Annotated in this window: 16 protein-coding genes and 1 pseudogene; 12 read left to right on the top strand and 5 right to left on the bottom strand. The window is 72.1% G+C overall.

The features are described from left to right. Positions 1 to 531: 531 nt before the first annotated feature. The 3 genes from ACFMQL_RS06195 to ACFMQL_RS06185 form a co-directional block, all read right to left on the bottom strand. Complete coding sequence (locus tag ACFMQL_RS06195; protein ID WP_378784890.1) at positions 532 to 4035, bottom strand: BTAD domain-containing putative transcriptional regulator; 3504 nt, start codon at positions 4033 to 4035, stop codon at positions 532 to 534. Between the two features lie 81 nt (positions 4036 to 4116). Beyond that, complete coding sequence (locus ACFMQL_RS06190; RefSeq protein ID WP_364058360.1) at positions 4117 to 5175, bottom strand: lysylphosphatidylglycerol synthase domain-containing protein; 1059 nt, start codon at positions 5173 to 5175, stop codon at positions 4117 to 4119. A 49-nt stretch (positions 5176 to 5224) separates the two neighbouring features. Next, positions 5225 to 6043 (bottom strand): PIG-L family deacetylase, encoded by an 819-nt coding sequence (locus ACFMQL_RS06185; RefSeq protein WP_364058357.1) that lies wholly within the window; start codon positions 6041 to 6043, stop codon positions 5225 to 5227. Between the two features lie 38 nt (positions 6044 to 6081). Here ACFMQL_RS06185 and ACFMQL_RS06180 point away from each other — a divergent pair, with 38 nt between their 5' ends. The 10 genes and pseudogenes from ACFMQL_RS06180 (at position 6082) to ACFMQL_RS06135 (ending at position 15800) form a co-directional block, all read left to right on the top strand. Continuing rightward, positions 6082 to 7797 (top strand): glycosyltransferase, encoded by a 1716-nt coding sequence (locus ACFMQL_RS06180; RefSeq protein ID WP_378784887.1) that lies wholly within the window; start codon positions 6082 to 6084, stop codon positions 7795 to 7797. Positions 7798 to 7929: 132 nt separating this feature from the next. Beyond that, positions 7930 to 8418: pseudogene (locus tag ACFMQL_RS06175) on the top strand (FAD-dependent oxidoreductase); the annotation flags it as partial. Positions 8419 to 8768: 350 nt separating this feature from the next. Then, positions 8769 to 9020: a hypothetical protein gene (locus ACFMQL_RS06170; RefSeq protein ID WP_378784885.1), complete on the top strand. Its 252-nt coding sequence runs from the start codon at positions 8769 to 8771 to the stop codon at positions 9018 to 9020. A gap of 80 nt (positions 9021 to 9100) precedes the next feature. Next, positions 9101 to 10195: an aromatic ring-hydroxylating dioxygenase subunit alpha gene (locus ACFMQL_RS06165; RefSeq protein ID WP_364058345.1), complete on the top strand. Its 1095-nt coding sequence runs from the start codon at positions 9101 to 9103 to the stop codon at positions 10193 to 10195. A 223-nt stretch (positions 10196 to 10418) separates the two neighbouring features. Next, positions 10419 to 11342 (top strand): anti-sigma factor RsbA family regulatory protein, encoded by a 924-nt coding sequence (locus tag ACFMQL_RS06160; RefSeq protein WP_378790141.1) that lies wholly within the window; start codon positions 10419 to 10421, stop codon positions 11340 to 11342. Positions 11343 to 11526: 184 nt separating this feature from the next. Then, positions 11527 to 12153: a DUF998 domain-containing protein gene (locus ACFMQL_RS06155; protein WP_364058342.1), complete on the top strand. Its 627-nt coding sequence runs from the start codon at positions 11527 to 11529 to the stop codon at positions 12151 to 12153. Between the two features lie 105 nt (positions 12154 to 12258). Next, positions 12259 to 12717 carry a universal stress protein gene (locus tag ACFMQL_RS06150; RefSeq protein WP_364058339.1) on the top strand — a complete coding sequence of 153 codons (459 nt, stop codon included), beginning with the start codon at positions 12259 to 12261 and terminating at the stop codon, positions 12715 to 12717. 216 nt (positions 12718 to 12933) lie between these two features. Beyond that, positions 12934 to 14334, top strand: a complete 1401-nt coding sequence (locus ACFMQL_RS06145) for a methionine--tRNA ligase (RefSeq protein ID WP_364058336.1) — start codon at positions 12934 to 12936, stop codon at positions 14332 to 14334. 60 nt (positions 14335 to 14394) lie between these two features. Further along, on the top strand, positions 14395 to 15372 hold the full coding sequence (locus ACFMQL_RS06140) for a phosphotriesterase-related protein (RefSeq protein WP_364058333.1): 978 nt from the start codon (positions 14395 to 14397) through the stop codon (positions 15370 to 15372). Positions 15373 to 15413: 41 nt separating this feature from the next. Continuing rightward, positions 15414 to 15800, top strand: coding sequence for an STAS domain-containing protein (locus tag ACFMQL_RS06135; protein WP_364058330.1), 387 nt, complete (start codon positions 15414 to 15416; stop codon positions 15798 to 15800). 464 nt (positions 15801 to 16264) lie between these two features. Here the strand turns inward: ACFMQL_RS06135 and ilvD are convergent, their stop codons facing one another. Beyond that, complete coding sequence (ilvD, locus tag ACFMQL_RS06130; RefSeq protein ID WP_364058327.1) at positions 16265 to 17914, bottom strand: dihydroxy-acid dehydratase; 1650 nt, start codon at positions 17912 to 17914, stop codon at positions 16265 to 16267. A 76-nt stretch (positions 17915 to 17990) separates the two neighbouring features. Further along, positions 17991 to 19211, bottom strand: coding sequence for a saccharopine dehydrogenase C-terminal domain-containing protein (locus ACFMQL_RS06125; protein WP_364058324.1), 1221 nt, complete (start codon positions 19209 to 19211; stop codon positions 17991 to 17993). Positions 19212 to 19313: 102 nt separating this feature from the next. Here ACFMQL_RS06125 and ACFMQL_RS06120 point away from each other — a divergent pair, with 102 nt between their 5' ends. Next, the gene (locus tag ACFMQL_RS06120) at positions 19314 to 20042 is read left to right on the top strand and encodes a TetR/AcrR family transcriptional regulator (protein ID WP_378790140.1); all 729 of its coding nucleotides are present in this window, start codon (positions 19314 to 19316) and stop codon (positions 20040 to 20042) included. Positions 20043 to 20051: 9 nt separating this feature from the next. After that, complete coding sequence (locus ACFMQL_RS06115; protein WP_364058321.1) at positions 20052 to 20798, top strand: DNA-formamidopyrimidine glycosylase family protein; 747 nt, start codon at positions 20052 to 20054, stop codon at positions 20796 to 20798. Positions 20799 to 20873: the final 75 nt, after the last annotated feature.

The following is a 20873-nucleotide window of genomic DNA, read 5'->3' as shown; positions in this document are numbered from 1 at the left end:
CGACAACCGGTGCTCAAGCACCCCGTCTCACTCTAGAGGCGAGCGAGAAGGGGTGGTGACGATGCCGGTGAAAAGCGCGAACGTTCTGATCAGCGGAGCCTCGAACGCCGCGAAGCTCTTCGCGGCGGCCCTCGTCGTCACCGGCGCGTACGTCGCCTTCTCCGCCTGCGGCACCGCCGAGACCCCGTCCACCGCCAAGCCGGCCAAGACCGCGATGACCGCGACCGTGCTCCCGGCCGCGAGCACGCCCTCGGCCGCGAGCACGCTTCCCGCCGCGGACCCGGTCGCGAGCACGCTCCCCGCCGCGGACCCGGCCGTGAGCCAGGCGGGCGGGCAGCTCAACGGGCGGACCGCGGCGATCCCCGGCGTGCTCACCGTGAGCCCCGTGCGGGCCGGCGGCCCCGGCTGCGCCCGCTCGTACGTGGCCCGCACGTTCCTGGCCAACCCCGACCCCGACGGCACCGTCATCTACCGCTGGAAGCTGACCCGCTGGAGCCCGGCCACCGAAACCTGGCGCACGTACCTGTCGCACTACGACGGGTTCGCCGCCGCCGGCCGGGCCGTCGAGTGGCGCGCGGAGCTGTCCGGCAGCCCGGGGTGGTACCGGGTGGAGCTGACGGCCGAGGGCGGCGAGACCGTCAAGAGCCGCCGTTTCCGAGTGAGCTGCTGACCGCTTGCCTGGCCGCCTCGACCCAGCGCTGCACGCCGATCCGCTCGGCGACCTCCAGCGCCTTCTCGTAGTGCTGCCGGGCCGCGTCGGGCTGGCCCAGGCGGATGGCCAGGTCGCCGAGGGTCAGCGCCACCGGCCACAGCGCCACCACGCCGGTGCCGGCGCCGGCCACCCGGTCGGCGAACGGCTTGAGCTTGTCGTAGCAGTCGACCATGCGCTCGCGGTCGTCGAGCAGCATGCCGGCCAGCGCCCGCCAGGTCATGGCCAGCTCGTAGAGGAAGTCGGGCCGCACCGGCGGCCGGGTCGCGGCCACCGCCCTGGCGTCGTCGAGGTGCCCGGCGGAGGCCAGCGCCAGCGCGTACGCGTCGAGCGTCCACTTGGCGCCGCGCTGGTGCGCCTCGGCCAGCGGCGCGACCATCTCGGCCGCCCGCCCGGCGACCAGGTGCAGGCAGAACGTGGTGATCAGCGGCAGGTCCTGGCGGCCCTCCAGCATGCCAGGCCCGCGCGGTCATCCTGGCCGCCTCGCGGTAGGCGCGCTCGGCGCCCTCGTAGTCGCCGGAGATCATCAGCCGCTGCCCGGAGTACCAGACCACGACCGCGGCGGGCGCGGACAGGTCGTACTGCTTGGCGAGCTGGTCGGCCGCCGCCGCGTGCTCGTCGGCCACCGCGAACTCACCCCTGGCCGCCGCGCACTCCAGCAGCACCAGGTGGGCGAGGGCCTGCGTGGCCATCTGCCCCGAGCGCTGGGCCACTTCGAGCAGCTCGCGCCCGATGCTCTCGCGCGAGTCGACGGCGGGGATGTCGTACGACTGCCGCAGCCGCCCGCTCAGCGCCGCCGCGATCAGCGCCGGGTCGCCGCTCTGCCGGGCCAGCTCCAGCGCCTCCAGCGAGGCCTGCCTGCCCCGCTCGGGCGAGGAGGAGCCCTCCAGCTCCAGGGCCAGCGTGGTCAGCAGGCTCGCGCGCAGCCGCTGCTCGCCCTCCGGCAGCTCCATGAGCGCCTTCTCGGTGACGTCGACGATCTCCCACGCCGTACGGGTGAAGTCGCGCGCCATGCCCTTGTGCGGCACGGCCAGCGACGCCGCCACCTTCGCAGTGATCTCAAGGTCGCCGAGCGGCAGCGCGGCGTCCATGGCCTGGCGGCGCAGCAGCCGCGCGGCGTGCATGTCGCCGCAGAGCGCGAGCGCCCTGATCTGCCGCAGCATCAGCTGCAGCCGCTCCTTGGCGCGCTCGCGCGCCTGGTCCCCCTGCTCGTCGGCACGGGAACGGTCGAACGCGGCGATCGCCTGCTCCCACAGCGTGGCCGCCTCGCGGTGGGCGAAGCGCCGCTCGGCCTGCTCGGCCGCGAGGCCCGAGTAGTGGACCGCCTTGTCGGCCGCGTCGGCGAGGAAGTAGTGGTGGGCGAGCGCCGCCACGTCGGACGGCGTGTGCCGCTCGATCGCCGCCGCGACCGCCGCGTGCAGGCGGGTGCGGCGCAGCCGGGAGGCGTCGGAGTAGATCGTGTCGCGTACGAGGTCGTGGTCGAAGCGCAGCAGCCCGGGGCCGGGCTCGGTCACCAGGCCGGCCAGCAGCGCCGCCTCGACGGCCTCGATGACCGCGTCCTCGTCGCCGGCCACCGCGATGAGCACGTCGAGGTCGACGTCGCGGCCGATCACGGCGGCCTGCAGCAGGATCTGCTGCGCGCCCGCGGGCAGCCGGGAGATGCGCCGCCGCAGCACGTCGCGCACGCCGGACGGCACCTGCGAGAGCACCTCGGTGGCGCTGGCGCGGTCGGCCGCGCCCTCGGCGTCGAGCAGGCGCACGGTCTCGCGGACGAAGAACGGGTTGCCGCCGGTGCGCTCGACGATCGACTCGACGGCGTCCTCGTCGATCTCGCGTACGCAGGTGGCCTTGACCAGCTCGGCGACCGCCGCCGGGTCGAGCCCCGACAGCCCCACGCGCACCGGGCCGAGCCTGGCCAGGGCGGCGAGCACGTCGGACTGCCGGTCGTCCAGCTCGCCCTCCCTGCAGGTCACGACCAGCAGCACCCTGCTGGTGGCGAGCAGGCTGGGCAGTGCGCGCAGCAGCGCGAGCGTCTGGTCGTCGGCCCAGTGGAGGTCTTCGACGGTCAGCAGCACGGGGCCGCGCCGGGCCACGCCGGCGAGGTAGCCGCCCACCGCGCGGTGCAGCCGGAACCCGCCCGACGCCTCGTCCTCGTCGGGGTCGGGCGCGGTGTCGTCCAGCAGCGGCGCGAGGAGCTGCGCGTACTCGCCCGCGCCGAACCGCTCGATGAGCGTGCGCAGGATCTCCACCCACGCCCAGCCGGGCGGGGTGGCGCTGGAGTCGGGACAGGCGCCGGACGCGGTGGTCCAGCCGTCGGTGGCGAGCCTGCTTTCGAGCTGGCGCAGCAGCGTCGTCTTACCGGCACCGGCCACGCCGGTCACGATCGCGACCTGGAACCTGCCGGTGCGCTGGGCGGCCGTGGTGAGCCTGGACAGCTCGGCGTCGCGGCCGACGAACGGCTCGGGCTCCAGCGGCGGCGGCTCGACGTGGGCGGCGGGCCGCGGCGGCCAGGTGTCGGTGACCGGCGGTGCGGGCCTGGCGGCGCGCGCGGGCAGCGCGAGGTCCAGCTCGGGCGACTGGGCCAGGATGTCGGACTCCAGCTTGCGCAGCGCGGGGCCGGGGTCGATGCCCAGCTCGTCGGCCAGGATGTTGCGGGCGCGCCGCAGCGCGGCCAGCGCGTCGCCCTGCCGGCCGCAGCGGTAGAGACCGAGCGCCAGCAGCCGCCAGCCCTCCTCGCGCAGCGGATGCTCGGTGGTCAGCGCCTCCAGGTCTGGAACGGTCTCGGCGTGCAGGCCGAGCCGCAGCCCCGTGTCGGCGTGCCGCTCGCGCGAGACCAGGCGCAGCTCGGTCAGGCGGTTGACCTCGGCCTCGGCCCACGTCTGGTCGGCGAAGTCGGAGTAGGGGGTGCCGCGCCACATGCCGAGGGCCTTCTCCAGGCGGCTGCGCGCGGCCTGCGGGTCGCCCTCTTCGAGGTGCTCGCCCGCGGCGCGGACGAGCTGCTCGAACCTGAGCGCGTCGACCTGGTCGGGGGCGACGCGCAGGGCATAGCCGGACGCGACCGTCACCAGCAGCCGGTTGGGCCCCCCGCGGGGACGGCCCGGCTCCAGCACCCTGCGCAGGCGTGAGATGTAGACCTGCAGGCCCGACTGCGCGCCCTTGGCCGCGTCGTCGTCCCACAAGTCGTAGAGAAGGGTGTCAACGGGCACGACCTGACCGCGGGCCACGAGCAGGCGGGCCAGGACGGCCCGCTGTCGCAACCCGCCGAGGTCGAGTTCGTCGTCTTGCGCGTACGCCTCGACTGGCCCCAGAACTCGGAACGCCACCATGTCAGCCGCCACGCTATGCGGGCCTGCGAATCACGCACAAGGGCCGTGGTCGAATAGCACTCGTTGGGATGGGGATTGTCACTAGGTGGCCTTCGAGATCGCGGACGGGGGCTCTGCGTCGGCGTTCCGGCCGCCCCGCCTGCGCAGCAGTGCCCAGGCGCCGAGTGCCAGACCGCCGAACGGGATCTCGATAGTGTAAGTCCAGAAGCCGAAAAGCAGTGCGGTGGCGATGGCCGGAGTGCCCGCCACACCGAAGGCGATGAGCAGCGCGGCCACCCCGCTCTCCATGATCCCCGCGCCGCTCGGCGTGATGAGGGCGCTGGTCAGCACCCGCGACAGCGCGAAGACGGCGATCGACTCGGCGAGGCCGGGCCAGGCACCGGTGGCCGACATGCAGGCCGCCATGATGGCCCACTGGAAGCCGAGGAAGAAGATCATGCCGAGCGAGAGGCCCGGCCACCGGGTGCGTACGACGCCGGCGGTGTCGGCGCGCAGCCGGTGGAACGCCTCGGAGGCGTGCACCTTCTTCAGCCGCAGCAGCCGGGTGATGCCGTCCAGCGCCCTGCCGAGCACCTGCGCGGCGCGGTCCCAGTAGAGCGCGGCGGCCACGACGAGGCAGAGCGCGATGATGGAGATCGCGCCCGTCCAGCCCGCGTTGGCGACGGTGGGGTTGGGCGCCTTGCCCGCGGCCAGCAGCGCGATGATGCCGACGGCGGGCAGAATGAACCTGAACAACGTGTTCCAGATGCCGCTGACCAGCGTCATCACCACGAACGCGCGGCTGGTGAAGCCCCAGCCCTTGGTCATGGCGAACGACAGCGCCACGCCCACGGCCCCGCCGAACGGCAGCAGGTTGCTCACCGCGCTGCCCGCCGCGTTGAGCGTCAGGCCCTGGAGGTTGTTGAGCCCGGGCAGCGAGTTGGTCAGCACGAACGTGTAGGAGAGCAGGCTCAGCAGCCACAGCGCCGTCATCAGCGCGATCTCGCCGCCGCCGAGCGCGGCGAACTGCGCGCCGATCTCGCTCCACGAGACCGGCTTGCCGGTCAGCGTCCGCACGATCTGCGGCAGGTAGACCACGAGCAGCACGGCCAGGCCGAGCGAGAGCACGGAAAGGCTGATCTGGAGCCACTTGTTCTTCATCGGGGTCCAGTCTGCCGGTAGGCCGGGCCCCGCGCGTCCCCCATGAGTATCAGGTGGGCCACCCGTCGAAAGGATGACGCAGTCGAGTGCCGGGCGGCAGGTCGCGGCGGACGTACCACTCGGTGCCGAAGACGTAGCGGTAGAGCAGGCGGGGGACCTTGAGCATGACGGCGAGCGTGCGGTCGGTGTCGCCGCCGGTGGCCTGCGAGGCGTGCGCGGCCATGGAGGCGCGTTTCTGTTTGGCGTACCTGCGGACGTTGACCCGGTGGGTGATGACCTCGCCCGGTGAGTACGCGCTCTCGAACGTGCGTATGTCGAACTCGGGAGGGAACCGGTAGAACTTCCCCGCCAGCCGCAGCAGCCGCAGCAGCGGGTCGCGGTTGACCGTCGCCTCCAGGACGATCTTCGTGCCCGCGATCTTCGCCGCCCGCCTGCCCACCCGGTGGACCTGGACGTGGTCGGGGTGGCCGTAGCCGCCCGCCGGGTCGTAGATGGTGAGCAGGTCGGCGCGCTCCTCCTGGAGGATGGCGGCCAGCGCCTTGGCGGCCTCTTCCGTGTCGGCGTCGATGAACGCGTTGTCGGGCCGTTCGTCGGCGACGCCGCCCTGCGGGCTCAGGCCGGAGTCGCCGTAGCCGAGGCACTCGACGCGGGCGCAGCCCAGCAGCGCGGCCGACTCGTACAGCTCTCTGAGCCTGGTCTCGCCCAGCGCCTCACCCGGCTCCATGTCGGCCAGGCCGCGCTCGCCCGCGGTGGCCACCACGAGCACCACGCGGTGTCCCTCGGCCGCGAGCTTCGCCATGGTGCCCGCCGTCAGCAGGGCCTCGTCGTCAGGGTGGGCATGGAAGAACACAGCGGTACGTGGAGGCACAGGCCCAGATTAGTCTGGGAGGGGTGCGGATCTTTCACGTGAGTGACTGTTACCTGCCGCGACTCGGGGGGATCGAGGTTCAGGTCGCCGATCTCGTGCGCGTGCAGCGGGAGGCCGGGCACGAGGTGTCGGTGGCCACGGCGACCAGGGGGGAGCCGCTGCCCGGCGTCCACAGGATCGTCGCTCCCATGCCGTTCGACCTGCCCGTCCACCCGTTCGGGGTGGGTCATCTCACGCGCCGCATCACCTCGGCGCGTCCCGACGTGGTCCACGTCCACGCGGGGGCGGTCTCGCCGTTCGCGTGGATGGGCGTGCGCGCCGCGCACCGCGCCGGCGTTCCGTGCGTGGTGACCGTCCACAGCATGTGGGATCCGCTGACGCGGGCGCTCTACCGCATGCTGCGGCTGGCGTACGGGTGGCAGCGGTGGCGGCTGGTGGCCACCACCGTCAGCAACGCCGCCGCCGCCCCGATCCGCGCCGTGGCGGGGCCGCTGGTGCCGGTCCGCGTCGTCTCCAACGGCCTCGACCTGTCCGGCTGGGCGCCGCCCCCGGGGACGCCCGACCCCCGGACAGGTGTGCATCTGGTCGCGGTCGGCCGCCTGGCCCCGCGCAAGCAGCCCGTACGCCTGCTGAAACTGCTGCTGGCCGCCCGCGCGCAGGTGCCGGCCCACATCCCCATGCGGGCCACGATCGTCGGCGACGGGCCGGCCAGGAGCCAGATGGAGCGCTTCCTGGCCCGCCACGGCATGACCGGCTGGGTCTCGCTGCCGGGCCGCTACACCCGCGAGCAGATCGCCAAGGTGCTGGAGTCGGCCGACGTGTTCGTCGCGCCGGCGCCGCGCGAGTCGTTCGGCATCGCCGCGCTCGAAGCGCGCGCGGCCGGGCTCCCCGTGGTCGCGCGGGCGCAGAGCGGGGTGGCCGACTTCGTCGAGGACGGCGTCGAGGGCCTGCTCGGCCGCTCGCTCGGCGATCTGGCCAGGGCGGTCGCCCGGCTGTGCCGGGACCCCGAGCTGCGGGCCGCCATCGCCGCGCACAATCGCGCGACGCCCCTGCGGCCGGCTCGTGGGACGCCGTGCTCGACGGCTTCGACCGCGCGTACGAGCAGGCCATCGCCGCCCGCCGCGCCCGCCCCGCGTAGACCCTTCGCGATGCCGGCTCCCGGCAGGGCCGGCGTGGCGCTCGCCCCCTGCCGCGCCACACCGGCCCTCCCAGGCCGGGCCGGCCACGGCCGCCGTCTCACCCGTCCCCCACAGGTGGTCACGGCGACCGCGCGTTCCCCTTTAAGAGCAGGCAGACGTGATCTTGCTCTGGAACCCGTTCAGCTTGGTCATGAAGCCCGAGGCGGAGGTCACGTTGCCGCTCTCGAACGAGGCGAAGCCGTCGGCCAGGTCGGTCAGAGCGGCGGCGATCTCGCCGTCGTACTTGCCGGCGAGTTCCCTGGCCTTATCGGCCGCCGACTTGGAAGCGGCGGCGACCGCCTCCTGGTCCGTGGCGTTGGAGCTGATCACGTTGCTCCACTCGGTGGCGATCTGCTGGGCCTCGCTGGCCACGGCGTTGCAGTCGACGGCCTGGCCGAGGACGCCACAAGCGGTGGTCATCGCGGCAAGAGTGAGCGTCGCGGCCACAGTGGCGATGCGACGAGGGGGAGTCATGTATGTGCCTTCCGTTGGTTCAACTTACGAAAAGCACGATATGGGCGATCACTTAACTGTCACTTGCACCCCACTAACACCACGGGTATCAGGCGAGCGTAAAGGCATGGTGCCCGCCCCGTACGATCTCGTCTCGACGGGGTAGCGGCAACAACGACACAGCCCCCGAACCCCCGAGAGTGAGGTGCCGGTGTCGACCGTGAGACAGCGCCAGCGCGGCAGCGGGGGGTCGGGATGAAGGTGATCGTCATCGGGGCCGGCGTCGCCGGGCTCGCCACCGCACGCGGCCTGCTGCGCGCGGGCCACGACGTCGAGGTGTACGAGGAGTCGCCCGAGCCCCGCACGGACGGCGGGTCCGTCACCCTCTGGCCCGGCAGCACGGCCATCCTGGAGGAGCTGAAGGCCGACTGGACGGGTGTCGGCCGCCGCCTGGAGACGCTGGAGTCGTGGGCCGCCGACGGCCGGCGCCTGCTCACCCTCGACCTGACCGTGCCCGAGCGCCGCTTCGGTCACCCGGTCGTCCACGTCGCCCGCGGCGAGCTGGTGGAGCTGCTGTCCGACGGCGTGCCGGTGACGTACGGCGCGCGCGCCGAGCACGTGGTGCCCGAGCGGGCCGAGGTGCGCCTGTCGGACGGCCGGACCGTACGCGGTGACGTGCTGGTGGGCGCCGACGGCCGCCGTTCCGTGGTGCGCGCGGCGCTGTGGGGAGCCGACAGGGCCACGCTGAGCCCGTGGGTCACCTGGCAGGGGTTCACCACCGCGCCGACTCCGCTGACCGAGTCGCGCAGGGCGGTGATGATCGCCGGGCGGAACGGGCTGTGCGGACTGATCCCGGCGGGCAGGGGCCGCCTGCTGTGGTGGTTCGACGTCAGGTCGGCGCCGGGGCGGCCGTTCTGGGCCGATGACCCGGATGTGGTCGGGCGGCTGCGGGAGCGGTTCGGCGGCTGGGCCGAGCCGGTGCCGGCCGTGCTGGCGACGATCGAGGACGCCGGCTTCTTCCCGCATTACCGCCAGCCGATCCCCAGCGTGTGGGGGAGGGGCCGGCCACGCTGGCCGGCGACGCGGCCCATACCATGCCGCCCACCATGGCGCAGGGGGCCAATCAGGCGCTCGAGGACGCCTGGCTGCTCACCCGGTCGATCGGGGACCTGCGGGCGTACGAGCGGGCCAGGTCGAAGGTGGTGCGCAGGCCCGCCAGGCTGGCCGCCACCGAGGCCACCGACATGCAGCGGCCGATCGCCGGACTGCTGCCCGACGGGCTCATGACGCGCGTCTACACCGCGTTGCTGCGCCGCTACAGCAGCTACCTCTTGACAGCCCTCTGAGCCCGCCTGACTATGTCGCATATAGAGCAACTCGGTGCGTAATACGCAACAAGGGGTGCCGGTTGACCACCACGTCGAGTTTGATCCCCACGCTTCCAGGAAGCGCCTACACCGACCCCGAGGCGTTCGCCGAGGAGCAGGAGAAGATCTTCGAGAGCCTCTGGTTCTGCGCGGTCAGATCCGCCGATCTGGCCAAGCCGGGCGCGTTCAGGACCGTCCAGGTCGGCCGCGAGAGCGTCATCGTGGTACGCGGCCGCGACGACCGCCTGCGCGCCTTCCTCAACGTCTGCCGGCACCGCGGCGCGCGCTTATGCCTTGAGGACGCCGGCGAGGTCAAAAGGACGATCAGGTGCGCCTACCACGCCTGGTCCTACGACCTGGACGGCCGGCTCGCCGCCGCGCCCAACCTGGTCAAGATGCCGGACATCGACCGGGTCGCGTACGGCATGATCCCCGTCCACCTGCGCGAATGGCTCGGATACGCCTGGGTCTGCCTGGCCGCCGAGCCGCCCTCCTTCGAGGACACCGTCACCCACGCCGCCACGGAACGCCTCGGAGACCCCGCCGCCATCGAGCACTACCACGTCGAGGACCTCGCGCTCGGCCGCCGCATCGTCTACGACGTCAAGGCCAACTGGAAGCTCCTCGTCGAGAACTTCATGGAGTGCTACCACTGCGCCACCATCCACCCGGAGCTGACCGCCGTCCTCCCGGAGTTCGCCGGCGGCTACGCGGCGCAGTACTACGTCGGCCACGGCGCCGAGTTCGCCGAGCGGGTCGAGGGGTTCACCGTGGACGGCAGCCCCGGCTTCGGCAAGCTGCCCGATGTGACGCCCGAGCAGGACCGCCGCTACTACGCGATCACCGTCAAGCCGCAGGTGTTCATCAACCTGGTGCCCGACCACGTGATCCTGCACCGCATGTTCCCGCTGGCCGTGGACCGGACGGTGGTCGAGTGCGACTGGCTCTACCACCCCGAGGTGATCGAGTCCGGCGCCGACGTCTCACTGTCGGTCGAGCTGTTCCACCGGGTCAACGAGCAGGACTTCGAGGCGTGCGAGCGCACCCAGCCCGGCATGTCGTCACGGGCCTACCGCGACGGCGGGGTGCTCGTGCCGAGCGAGCACCACATCTCGCTCTTCCATCAGTGGGTGAACCGGCGCTTGCGCGGATAGCTCACGGTGAGCCCGCCGTACATGCGCGCATGCGCGAATCCGGCATGTCCCGAGCATGAATTCGCTTCAGAAGGGGAGTTTCCGGCCGGAAGGGGTGCGGAGATCGAGGGGCAAGGGACGGTTCGCCGGACGGGGGCGCTGAACGATCTGAACTCTCTTCACACCCATGAGGTACCCAACGAAGTGCGGTGATGACACCAACCTTCGGTAGCCTGATGGCTTGATGCCGGCAGACCCGTTCCACCATCCCGCACTCCTGTATCGAAGTGACCGGGAATACGCGGCTGCCACCACGGCCTTCGTGACCGAGGGCCTGGCCGCCGGCGACCCCGTCGCGGTGGCCGTGCCCGGCGCGCGTCTCGCGCTGATCCGGGACGCGCTCGGCTCCGCCGCCCGCGACGTGCTCATGCTCGACATGACCGAGGCGGGCCGCAATCCCGGCCGCATCATCCCCGCCGTGCTGCACGGCTTCGCCGACGCGCATCCCGGCCGCCACGTGCGGATCATCGGCGAGCCGGTCTGGCCGGGCCGCACGCCCGCCGAATATCCGGCCTGCGCGCAGCACGAGGCGCTGATCAACCTGGCGTTCGCGGGGCGGCCGGCGACGATCATGTGCCCGTACGACGTGGAAGCGCTCGGCGACGAGGTCATCGGCGAGGTCGCGCGCACCCACCCCGTGCTGCGCGACGCCTCCGGGGAGCGAGCCAGCGCCGGCGACGCGCCCGAGCAGGTCGTCGAGGGCCACAACCGGCCGCTCGACGAGCCCGAGAGCTGCGTCTCGCTGCGCTTCGACCGCGGCAACCTGTCCGCCGCGCGGGCCCTGGCCGCCGACGAGGCCGCGGCGCGGGGGATCGCGGGCGACCGGCTCGACGACATCCGGCTCACCGTGGCCGAGCTCGGCGCCAACAGCCTCGACCACGGCGGCGGCTCCGGGCTGCTGCGCGTCTGGCAGGCGGACGGCCGGCTGGTGTGCGAGGTCAGCGACAGCGGCCACATCACCGACCCGCTGGCGGGCCGCCGCCCGGTCGATCCGCGCCAGGCGGGCTCGCGCGGCCTGCTGATCGTCAACCTGCTGAGCGACCTCGTCCGCATCCACACCCGCCCAGGCGCCACCACCGTCCGCGCCTACTTCGACCTCACCACCTGAGCCCCCGACAGGGGTCGGGACGCCCCCGGCACCCTGAGGGGGATGACCCTACCCAGGGTCGGGAAACCGCAGGTCAGAGCCCACATCCAGAGTCGTGTCAGCCCAAGGTATTAAGGGATCCTTCAGGGCGGTTTCGGGCCCATCTCCGATGTTCGCCGAGCCCGCGTTCCGCGAGCTTGGAGGCATGAAGGGATTGCTTGTCAGCGGATTAGCGGCCATCGGCGCCGGCAGCGGCGCGATGCTCACCCTGCACGCCGGCTCGAACCTCGACCCGATGCACGCCGTGATCAGCGAGTACGTGTGGCAGTCCGCCGGCTGGCTGCTGCCCACGTCGCTGACCCTGTTCACCGTGGGCGCCCTGCTGATCGCGGAGGCGCTGCGCCGGGCGGGGGCGAACCGCTGGGTCGTCGTCCTGCTGCTGGGGTGGGCGGCGAGCATGTTCCTGGTGGGCGCGTTCCCGACCGACCGGCCCGGCGTGCCGCTGTCGCTGTCGGGCGGCATCCACCGCTACGCCGCTTTCGCCGCGTTCGTCATGATGCCGCTCGCCGGGCTGCTGCTGGCCAGGGCGAAGGTCCGCTACGCCAAGGCGCTGCGGGCGCTCAGCATGATCGCCGTGGGCGCGCTGGTCCTGGTCGTCGTCCCGTACGTGGTGCGCATGTTCGGCATCCCGCTGTCCAACGACGACATCCCCGCCGGGCTGACCCAGCGCGTCGTGGTCGTCACGGAGCTCGGGGTGCTGGCGCTGGCCGGGCTGACGATGCTCAAGCCGTCGGCCCGCCGGGTGCCGGCCCTCGCGGGGAAGCTCGCGTAGAAGGCTCTCGGGGGCGGCTCGCGTAGAAAGATCGAATCGGCAGGCGTGAACGCCGCGCTCCCGGAAAGAGGGAGGCCCTGACCTACCTCCCGAGGAGCTGACGAGATGACGATTCTGATCGCGTACGACGGGTCCGACGACGCCAAGGCCGCCATCCAGTTCACGGGGCGGATGTTCCCCGGCGAGCACGCCGTGGTGCTGACCGTGTGGGAGCGGCTGGCGATGACCTCGGCCAGGGCGTCGGCCGGTCTCATGGTGACGATCGACCAGTCGGGCGCCGAGGACGAGGCGATCGGGGAGGCGATGAGCGACCTGGCCAGGCAGGGGGCCGAGCTGGCCCGCGAGGCCGGGCTCGAGGCCACCCCCAGATGCGACGTGGACTCCGTGGCGGTCTGGTCGACCATCGTGGACGTGGCGGACGAACTGGACGCCTCCCTCATCGTGACCGGCACCAGAGGGCTGGGCGGGGTGCGCTCGCTGCTGCTCGGCAGCACGTCCGACCGGGTGCTGCACCACGCGCACCGGCCCGTGCTGGTCGTCCCGGGTCCCCGGAAAGACGCGTGAAATCGTCCCGGGTCCCCGGAAAGACGCGTGAAATCGTCCCGGGTCCCCGGAAAGACGCGTGAAAGCGGACGCGCCCATGGCGTAAGCTATCCACATGATCACGACGTGCCGCCGAATGATGGCCCCTTAGGGGGCTTCCATAGGCACGTCCACGTTGAGGCCCTGCTATCCGGGGCCTCTCGTCGTGTCCGGGGCCCCGCTTTCCGGAGGCATCCGATGTACGTCACGACCACCATCCCCTACGTCAACGCCCGCCCGCACCTCGGGCACGCGCTGGAGCTCGTCCAGGCCGACGTGCTGGCCAGGCACCACAGGCGGCGCGGCGAGCCCGTGCGGTTCCAGACCGGCACCGACGACAACTCGCTGAAGAACGTGCTGGCCGCCGAGGCGGAAGGCGTGCCGGTGCGCGAGCTGGTCGATCGCAACGCCGCCGCGTTCGAGGCGCTGCGCGGGCCGCTCGACGTGTCGTTCGACTCCTTCATCAGGACCAGCGCGCACCCCGCGCACCGCGCGGGCGTCGAGGAGATCTGGCGGGCCACCGAGCACGACCTCTACCGGCGGCACTACGAGGGGCTCTACTGCGTGGGCTGCGAGCAGTTCTACCAGGAGGGCCCCTGTCCCGACGGGCACGCAGAGCCGCTGCAGAAGGTGTCGGAACAGAACTGGTTCTTCCGGCTCTCCCGCTACCAGGACGCGCTGCTCGACCTCATCACCAGCGGCCGGCTGCGCATCGAGCCCGCAGCCCGGCGCAACGAGGTGCTCGCGTTCGTCTCGGCGGGGCTGGCCGACATCAGCGTCTCCCGCTCGGCCGCCCGCGCCCGCGGCTGGGGCATCCCCGTGCCCGGCGACCCCGGCCAGGTCATCTACGTCTGGTGGGACGCCCTCGCCAACTACGTGACGGCGCTGGACGAGCCCGGCGCGTACGAGCGGTGGTGGGTGCACGAGAAGGACAAGGTGCACATCGTGGGCAAAGGCGTGATCCGCTTCCACGCGGTCTACTGGCCGGCCATGCTGCTGTCGGCGGGGCGGCCGCTGCCCACCGCCATCTTCGTGCACGACTACATCACGGCCGGCGGCCGGAAGATCAGCAAATCGGCGGGCAACGGGGCCGATCCGGTGGCGCTGGTGGAGGCGTACGGGACCGACGCCGTGCGCTGGTGGCTGCTGCGCGAGGTGCCGCGCGTCGGCGACGCGGACTTCACCGAGGAACGGCTGCGCGCCAGAGCGGACGAGGACCTCGCCAACGGCCTCGGCAACCTGGTCAGCAGGGTCGCGACCATGGTGCACCGCTTCCTCGACGGCCACGTGCCGCCGCAGGACGAGCCGCTGGTCGAGGTCTCGGTCGACGAGGCGCTCGCCGACTTCGACTTCCGCAGGGCGGCCCTTGAGGTGTGGCGCATCGTCGAGGAGGCCAACCGGTACGTCGAGAGCGCCCGCCCCTGGGCGCAGCCGCGCGCCGCGCAGGAGGTGTCGCTGGGCCGGCTGGTCGGCGCGTGCCGGGAGCTGGCCGTGCAGCTCGAGCCGTTCCTGCCGACGGCGGCGCGGCGGGTGGCGGCGGCGGTCGGCGGCGACCGGCTGGCCAAGCCGCGCCCGCTGTTCCCGCGCCGAGGGGTTTGACGATCTTCATCGCCGGGCTTACGTTGGCGGCCGGCCGACCAACCGGTATGGAGGTGCTCCGTGCCCACCGTCGAGACGCTTCGCGGCCCCGTCGACGTCGATTCACTCGGACAGACCCTGATGCACGAGCACGTGTTCGTGCTCGCCGCAGAACACGTGGACAACTACGGCAAGGGAGCGTGGTGGGACGAGGAGGCCCGGGTGGCGGACGCGGTCGCCAAGCTGCGCGCGCTGGCGGCCAAAGGCGTGCGCACGCTCGCCGACCCGACCGTGTGGGGCCTCGGCAGGAACATCCCGCGCGTCAAGCGCGTCGCCGATCAGGTGCCGGAGCTCAACATCATCGCCGCCACGGGCCTCTACTTCTACGACGAGGTGCCGCACCAGTACGAGCACCGTGGACCCGGCCTGCTCATCGACTGCCCCGACCCCATGATCGACGACTTCGTGCGCGACCTCACCGAGGGCATCGCCGGCACCGGGGTGAAGGCGGCCTTCCTCAAGTGCGTGGTCGAGGCCAAGGGGCTCACGCCCGGCGTCGAGCGCATCTGCCGGGCCGTGGCACAGGCGCACCTGCGTACGGGGGCGCCGATCACCGTGCACACCAACGCGGGCGCCCGCAGCGGGCTGCTCGCGCTCGACCTGTTCGCCAAGGAGGGCGTGGACCTGAGCAAGGTGGTCGTCGGGCACGCCGGCGACAGCAACGACCTCGACTACCTCATGCGCCTGGCCGACACCGGCGCCACCCTCGGGATGGACCGCTTCGGCCTCGACCTGTACAACCCGACCGCGCAACGCGTGGCCACGATCGCGGCGCTCGCCGCCCGCGGCTACGCCGACCGCATGGTCCTCAGCCACGACACGGCCTGCTTCATGGACTATTTCGGCGGCTCATGGGAAGAGACCCGCGACGCGGTGGCGCCGAACTGGCGCTACGATCACATTCACGACGATGTCTTGGCCGCACTGCGGGACTCTGGTGTGACCGACGACCAGATTGAGCAGATGCTGGTGTTCAACCCGAAGCGCTACTTCTCATAGAGTGGTTGGATCGGGAGAGCGACGCGGGTAGGTGGAACTGGGTGACTTCGGAGCAGGCCTTGTCGATAAGCCTCGGACTCCAAGGACCCTGCGTCATCGCGCGGTTGACAGGGGACTTCGACTTCGGTTCTGCCGCCGAGGTCCGCGACCGCGTGACCAAGGCCCTCGATCTCACCCAGCCGCCGCTGCTCGTCATCGACATGCAGGCCGTGAGCGTCTGTGACTCCTCGGGCCTGTCGGTGCTGGTCTACCTGCACAAAGCCGTCACCGCCTCCGGCGGGCGGCTGCTGCTGTCGGGGCTCAACGGCCGGTGCAAGCACCTGTTCGCCATCACGGCGCTGGACAAGTTCTTCGACATCCGCAGCACGGCCGAGCTGGCCATCGCCGAGCTCAGCGAAGCGGCGGACTCGCCGCCGTTCACGGACTGACCCCTGCCGGGCCCTGAGGGCTCAGGCCGGGCGGCCGGTCGAGCGGTTCTGAAGGTCCCGCAGAGCGGCGTCTTCAGGTGCGCGCAGTGCGGCTTTTTCAGGTGCGCACAGTCCGGCGTTTCGAGGTTCGCGCCGAGCGGCGGGCAGGCCCAGAGTCGCATCGAGGAAGCCGCGCATCCGGGCCTGACGCCTCAGGCGTCTTTCAGGGACTCGCCCGTTTTTCAGGTGGTGACGAGGAGCGCCACGCCGATCAGCACCACGACCGGGACAAGCCACATCACGACCTCGACGGCGAATTCCTTCATCATCGAGCAGGTCTCCATTCAGGTGAGGGCACGCGAAACGTCACTGCGCAGCATAGCCGTCCCCGGCCGCTGCCCGGTCACAGGGGCGTCCGCGTGCCCCTTCGATCGAACCCTGAGCTCAGACGGTGACCGCGCCGTCGGAGGCCGGGCGGACCGAGCTCAGACGGTGACCGCGCCGTCGGAGGCCGAGTGGACCGTGGCGACGTACTTCGCGAGCACGCCGCGCTCGACCTCACGCTCGGGACGTCGCCACTCGGCGCGGCGGCGGGCCAGCTCGTCCTCGGGCACCAGCAGGTCGAGCGTGCCGGCCGCGCTGTCGATCACCACCGTGTCGCCGTCGCGCACCAGCGCGATGGGCCCGCCGTGGTACGCCTCCGGCGCCACGTGCCCGATCACCAGGCCGTGCGAGACGCCGCTGAAGCGGCCGTCGGTCACCAGCGCCACGGAGTTGCCGAGCCCCCGGCCGACCAGCGGCCCGGTGATCGACAGCATCTCGCGCATGCCCGGGCCGCCAGCCGGGCCCTCGTACCTGACCACGATGACGTCGCCAGGCACGATGCGGCCCTCCTGGATGGCGACGTAGCAGTCGTTCTCCGAGTCGAACACCTTGGCCGGGCCCTCGTGCCGGAAGTCGTCCTTGCCGCCCAGCTTGAGCACGGCCCCGTCCGGCGCGAGCGAGCCGCGCAGGATGGCCAGCGCGCCGCGCTTCTTGAACGGCTTGTCCGCGCTCGCCACCACCTGCTGGCCCGGCGTCTCCTCGGCGGATGCCGCCACCTCGGCCAGCGTGCGGCCGTCCACCAGCGTGACGTTCTCGCGCAGCAGCCCGGCCTCCAGCAGCCGGCGCACCACCAGCGACGTGCCGCCCGCCCGCCACAGGTCGAGCGCCGTGTGGTCGCCGCCGCTCGGCTTGAGCCCGGTGATGATGGGCACCTCGCGGCAGACCTCGCCGATGCGGTCGATCTCCAGCGGCAGCCCCGCCTCGCGGGCGATGGCCAGCAGGTGCAGCACCGCGTTCGTGGAGCCGCCCATGGCCGCCACCGAGACGATCGCGTTGTGCAGCGCGTCGGCGGTGAGCACCTTCGAGGGGCGGGCGTCGCGGGCCAGCGCGTCCATGGCGATCTCGCCGATCCGGCGGGCCGCCGCGTTCTTCTCCTCCGCCACCGCCGGGATGTCGCCCACCCCGAACGGCGCGAGGCCGAGGAAGTCGGCGACCGCGCCCATGGTGTTGGCGGTGTACTGGGCGGCGCAGGTGCCCGCGCCGGGGCAGGCGTGCTTGGCCAGGTCGTCGAGCTCGGACTGGTCGAGGCGGCCCACCTCGCGCTCGCCGAGCGCCTCCCACATGTCCTGGATCGTCACATCCTTGCCCCGCCAGCGGCCCGGCATCATGCTGCCGCTGTAGAGGACCACTGACGGCACGTCCAGCCGGGCCAGCGCCATGATCGCGGCCGGCACGGTCTTGTCACAGCCCACGATGGCCACCAGCGCGTCGAACTGGTGCGCCCGGCCCATCAGCTCGATCGAGTCGGCGATCACCTCGCGGCTGATCAGCGACGTGCGCATGCCGGGGGTGTGCATGGTGAGGTTGTCGGAGACGGCGATCGTGTTGAACTCCATGGGCAGCCCGCCCGCCGCCCGCACGCCCTCGGCCACGTGGGCGGCGAGGTCGCGGTGGTTCAGGTTGCAGGGCATGGTGCCGGTCCAGGTGGAGGCGATGCCGACCACAGGGCGGCGCATCTCCTCCTCCGACAGGCCCATGGCGTACAGGTGGGAGCGGGCAGGTGCGCGATCGGGGTCGTCGGCGATGCTCAAGAGGTCTTCCTCCCAGGTACGGGTCGAGGCACCTTTATGATCCAACGTCCTGTTCGGGTGCTCTCGTCCGACCCCCTCACTGCTCGCGCATGCCCCACGGTGAGCCGTACGCGACCAGCAGATCCAGGAACGGCCGCGCGTCGAACGCCTCGGGCCCCAGCACGCCCGCGCCCTTCCAGACCCGCTCGGCCAGCAGCTCCAGGGCGATCACCGGGTTGACCGCGGTCTGCCAGACGACCGCCTGCGAGCCGTACTCGCGCATCGACCACTGGTTGTCCACCACGTGGTACAGGTACACCTCGCGGGGCCGCCCGTCCTTGACGCCCTTCACCCACGTGCCCGCGCAGGTCTTGCCGTGCATGCGATCGCCCAGCTCGGCCGGGTCGGGCAGTACGGCGGCGACCACGTCGCGGGGCGACACCTCGACCGTGCCCCGGCCGGTCCGCACCGCCACCGGCTCCGTGCGGTCCACGCCGATCGCGTGCAGCGTCTTCAGCGCGCCGATGAACTCCTCGCCCAGGCCGTACTTGAACGTCACCCGCCGCGCCGGGATCCACCGCGGCACCAGCACGACCTCCTCGTGCTCGACGTTCACGCACTCCACGGGGCCGATCCCGTCGGGGAAGTCGAAGATCTCGGGCTCGCTGAACGGCTCCGTGGTGTACCAGCCGCGGTCCTTCTCGTAGATCAGCGGCGGGTTCAGGCACTCCTCGATCGTGGTCCAGATCGAGAACGAGGGCGCGAACTCGTAGCCCTCGACGGTCAGGTTGCCGCCGTCCCTGACGCCGATCTCCTCGATCTCGTCGAACAGCTCATCGGCCGCGTAACGAGCGAACACGTCGGCGAGGCCGGGCTCCACCCCCATGCCCACCAGCGCCAGCCTGCCGCGCTCGGCCCACTCCGCCGCCCTGGCGAACTGCTCGTCGCCCAGCTTGACGCCCACCTCCTCGTACGGGCGCTCCGGGTGCGGCTTGGACATCGACATGGCCATGTCGAGGTAATCGGCACCGGCGGCGAGCGCGGCGTCGAACAGGGGCAGCACGTAACGCGGGTCGGTGGCGTTGAGCAGCACGTCGCAGCGGTGCTCGGTGAGCAGCGCGGTGACGGCGCGGGTGTCGGCGGCGTCCACCCTGACCGGGGTGAACCTCCCGGCGCGGTCGCCGAGCGCGGCGACGGCGGCCTTGGCGCGGGGGAGGTCGTAGTCGGCGACCACCATGTGGTCGAAGAACGGGCGGCGGGCGGCGATCCGGGTGATGGCGGTGCCCACACCGCCGGCGCCCACGAGAAGGATACGCATGGCGATAAGTCCCCTTTTAGCAGTGTTTTAGGGGTTGTGTCGCTATCCAATGTCCGTACGCTGGACAACGTCAATGGCGTTGGCATAAGGAGCGTGACCGCGATGGCCAAGCGGGTGGTGTCCGAGAGCGCGCGACGACGGCGGCGTCCCACCAAGCAGGGGCAGGTGCTCACGCACGGGCTCATCGTCGAGACCGCGCTGCGCATGCTGCGCGAGCACGGCGCCGCCGGGCTCACCGCGCGCCGCCTCGGGCTGGCGCTCGGCGCTGACGCGAGCACCATCTACCGGTACTTCCGTGGCATGGACGACCTGGTGCTCGCCATCGCCGACGAGCTGTTCGGGCACGCCATGAGCGGCTTTGCGCCCACCGGCGACTGGCGGGCCGACCTGCGCGAGCTGGGCCTGCGCATCCACCACTCGTACCTGGCGCACCCTCAGGCGGCGCTGCTGACCGCGAGCCGGGTGACCGGGCGGCCCAACGAGGTGGCGGGTGACGAGATGATCCTCGGGATCCTGCGGAACGGGGGCTTTCCGGATGAGGACGCTGTCCGGATTTATCACGCCTTCATCGACCAGAGCCTGGCGTTCTCCATCCTCGACGCCGCCACCCTCGCCCTGCCTCCTGCCGCCCGCGAGGCCGACGAGGAGGTCTGGCGGGAGACGTACGCGCGGCTGCCCGCCGAGACCCACCCCCACATCGCCGCCACCGCGCCGCTGCTGGTGGCGAGGATGAACGACAGCGCGTACCCGACGGCACTCGACATGCTGCTGTCGAGCGCCGAGGCCCAACTCGCGCGCCTGTGGGGCGCGGCGGGGCCGGCATCGGGGTAGAGGCCTTGCATGCCGGAAGGACATCTGATCCACCGCCACGCGCGGGAGCAGCACGCCGACCTGGGCGGGCGTGTCCTGCGCGCGGCCGGGCCGCAGGGGCGCTTCGACGCCAGGCCGTACGACGGTCGCGCGCTGCGCTCGGTCGAGGCGCTGGGCAAGCACCTGCTCTACCACTTCGACGACGCGCCCGCCGTCCACGTGCACCTCGGCATGCGCGGCATCTTCCTGCGCTACGCCGACCCCGCCACCCCGCCCAAGGCGGGCACCCGGCTGCGGCTGGCCACGGACGACGTCGCGTACGACCTCATCGCTCCCTCCCTGTGCGAGCAGCTCGACCCGGACGGCGTGGACGCGCTGCGCGCCTCGCTCGGCCCCGACCCGCTGCGCGACGACGCCTCGCCGGAGGAGGCGGTGCGGCGGCTGACCGGGTTCCGCGGGCCGGTGGGGGCGGCCGTGCTCGACCAGAAGGTGTGGGCGGGCGTCGGCAACGCCTGGCGGGCCGAGCTGCTGTTCCTCATCGGCCTGCATCCGGGCGCCCGCGACGTGGACGCCGCCACGGCCGGGCGGCTGTGGGAGGCGGCGCGGTCGTACATGGTGCTGGGGCGCGATGCGGGGCAGGTGGTGAGCGATCCCGACGCGCCCGACGAGCGCTGGGTCTACAAGCGCGAGCACTGCCGCCGCTGCGGCACCTCCGTGGCGACCTGCCAGATCGCCTCCAGAACCGCGTACGTCTGCCCCGCCGACCAGCCCGCCTAGCACCGCGACCGCCCGCCGCGCCTTGTCGGCCGCGACCGCCCGCCGTGCCTTGTCGGCCGCGACCGCCCGCCGCGC

Origin of the sequence: Nonomuraea fastidiosa (genome assembly GCF_042751225.1) — a bacterium.
Classification (GTDB): domain Bacteria; phylum Actinomycetota; class Actinomycetes; order Streptosporangiales; family Streptosporangiaceae; genus Nonomuraea; species Nonomuraea fastidiosa.
Note: the sequence above shows the minus strand (reverse complement) of the source record. Positions and strands in the feature narration are given on the sequence as shown.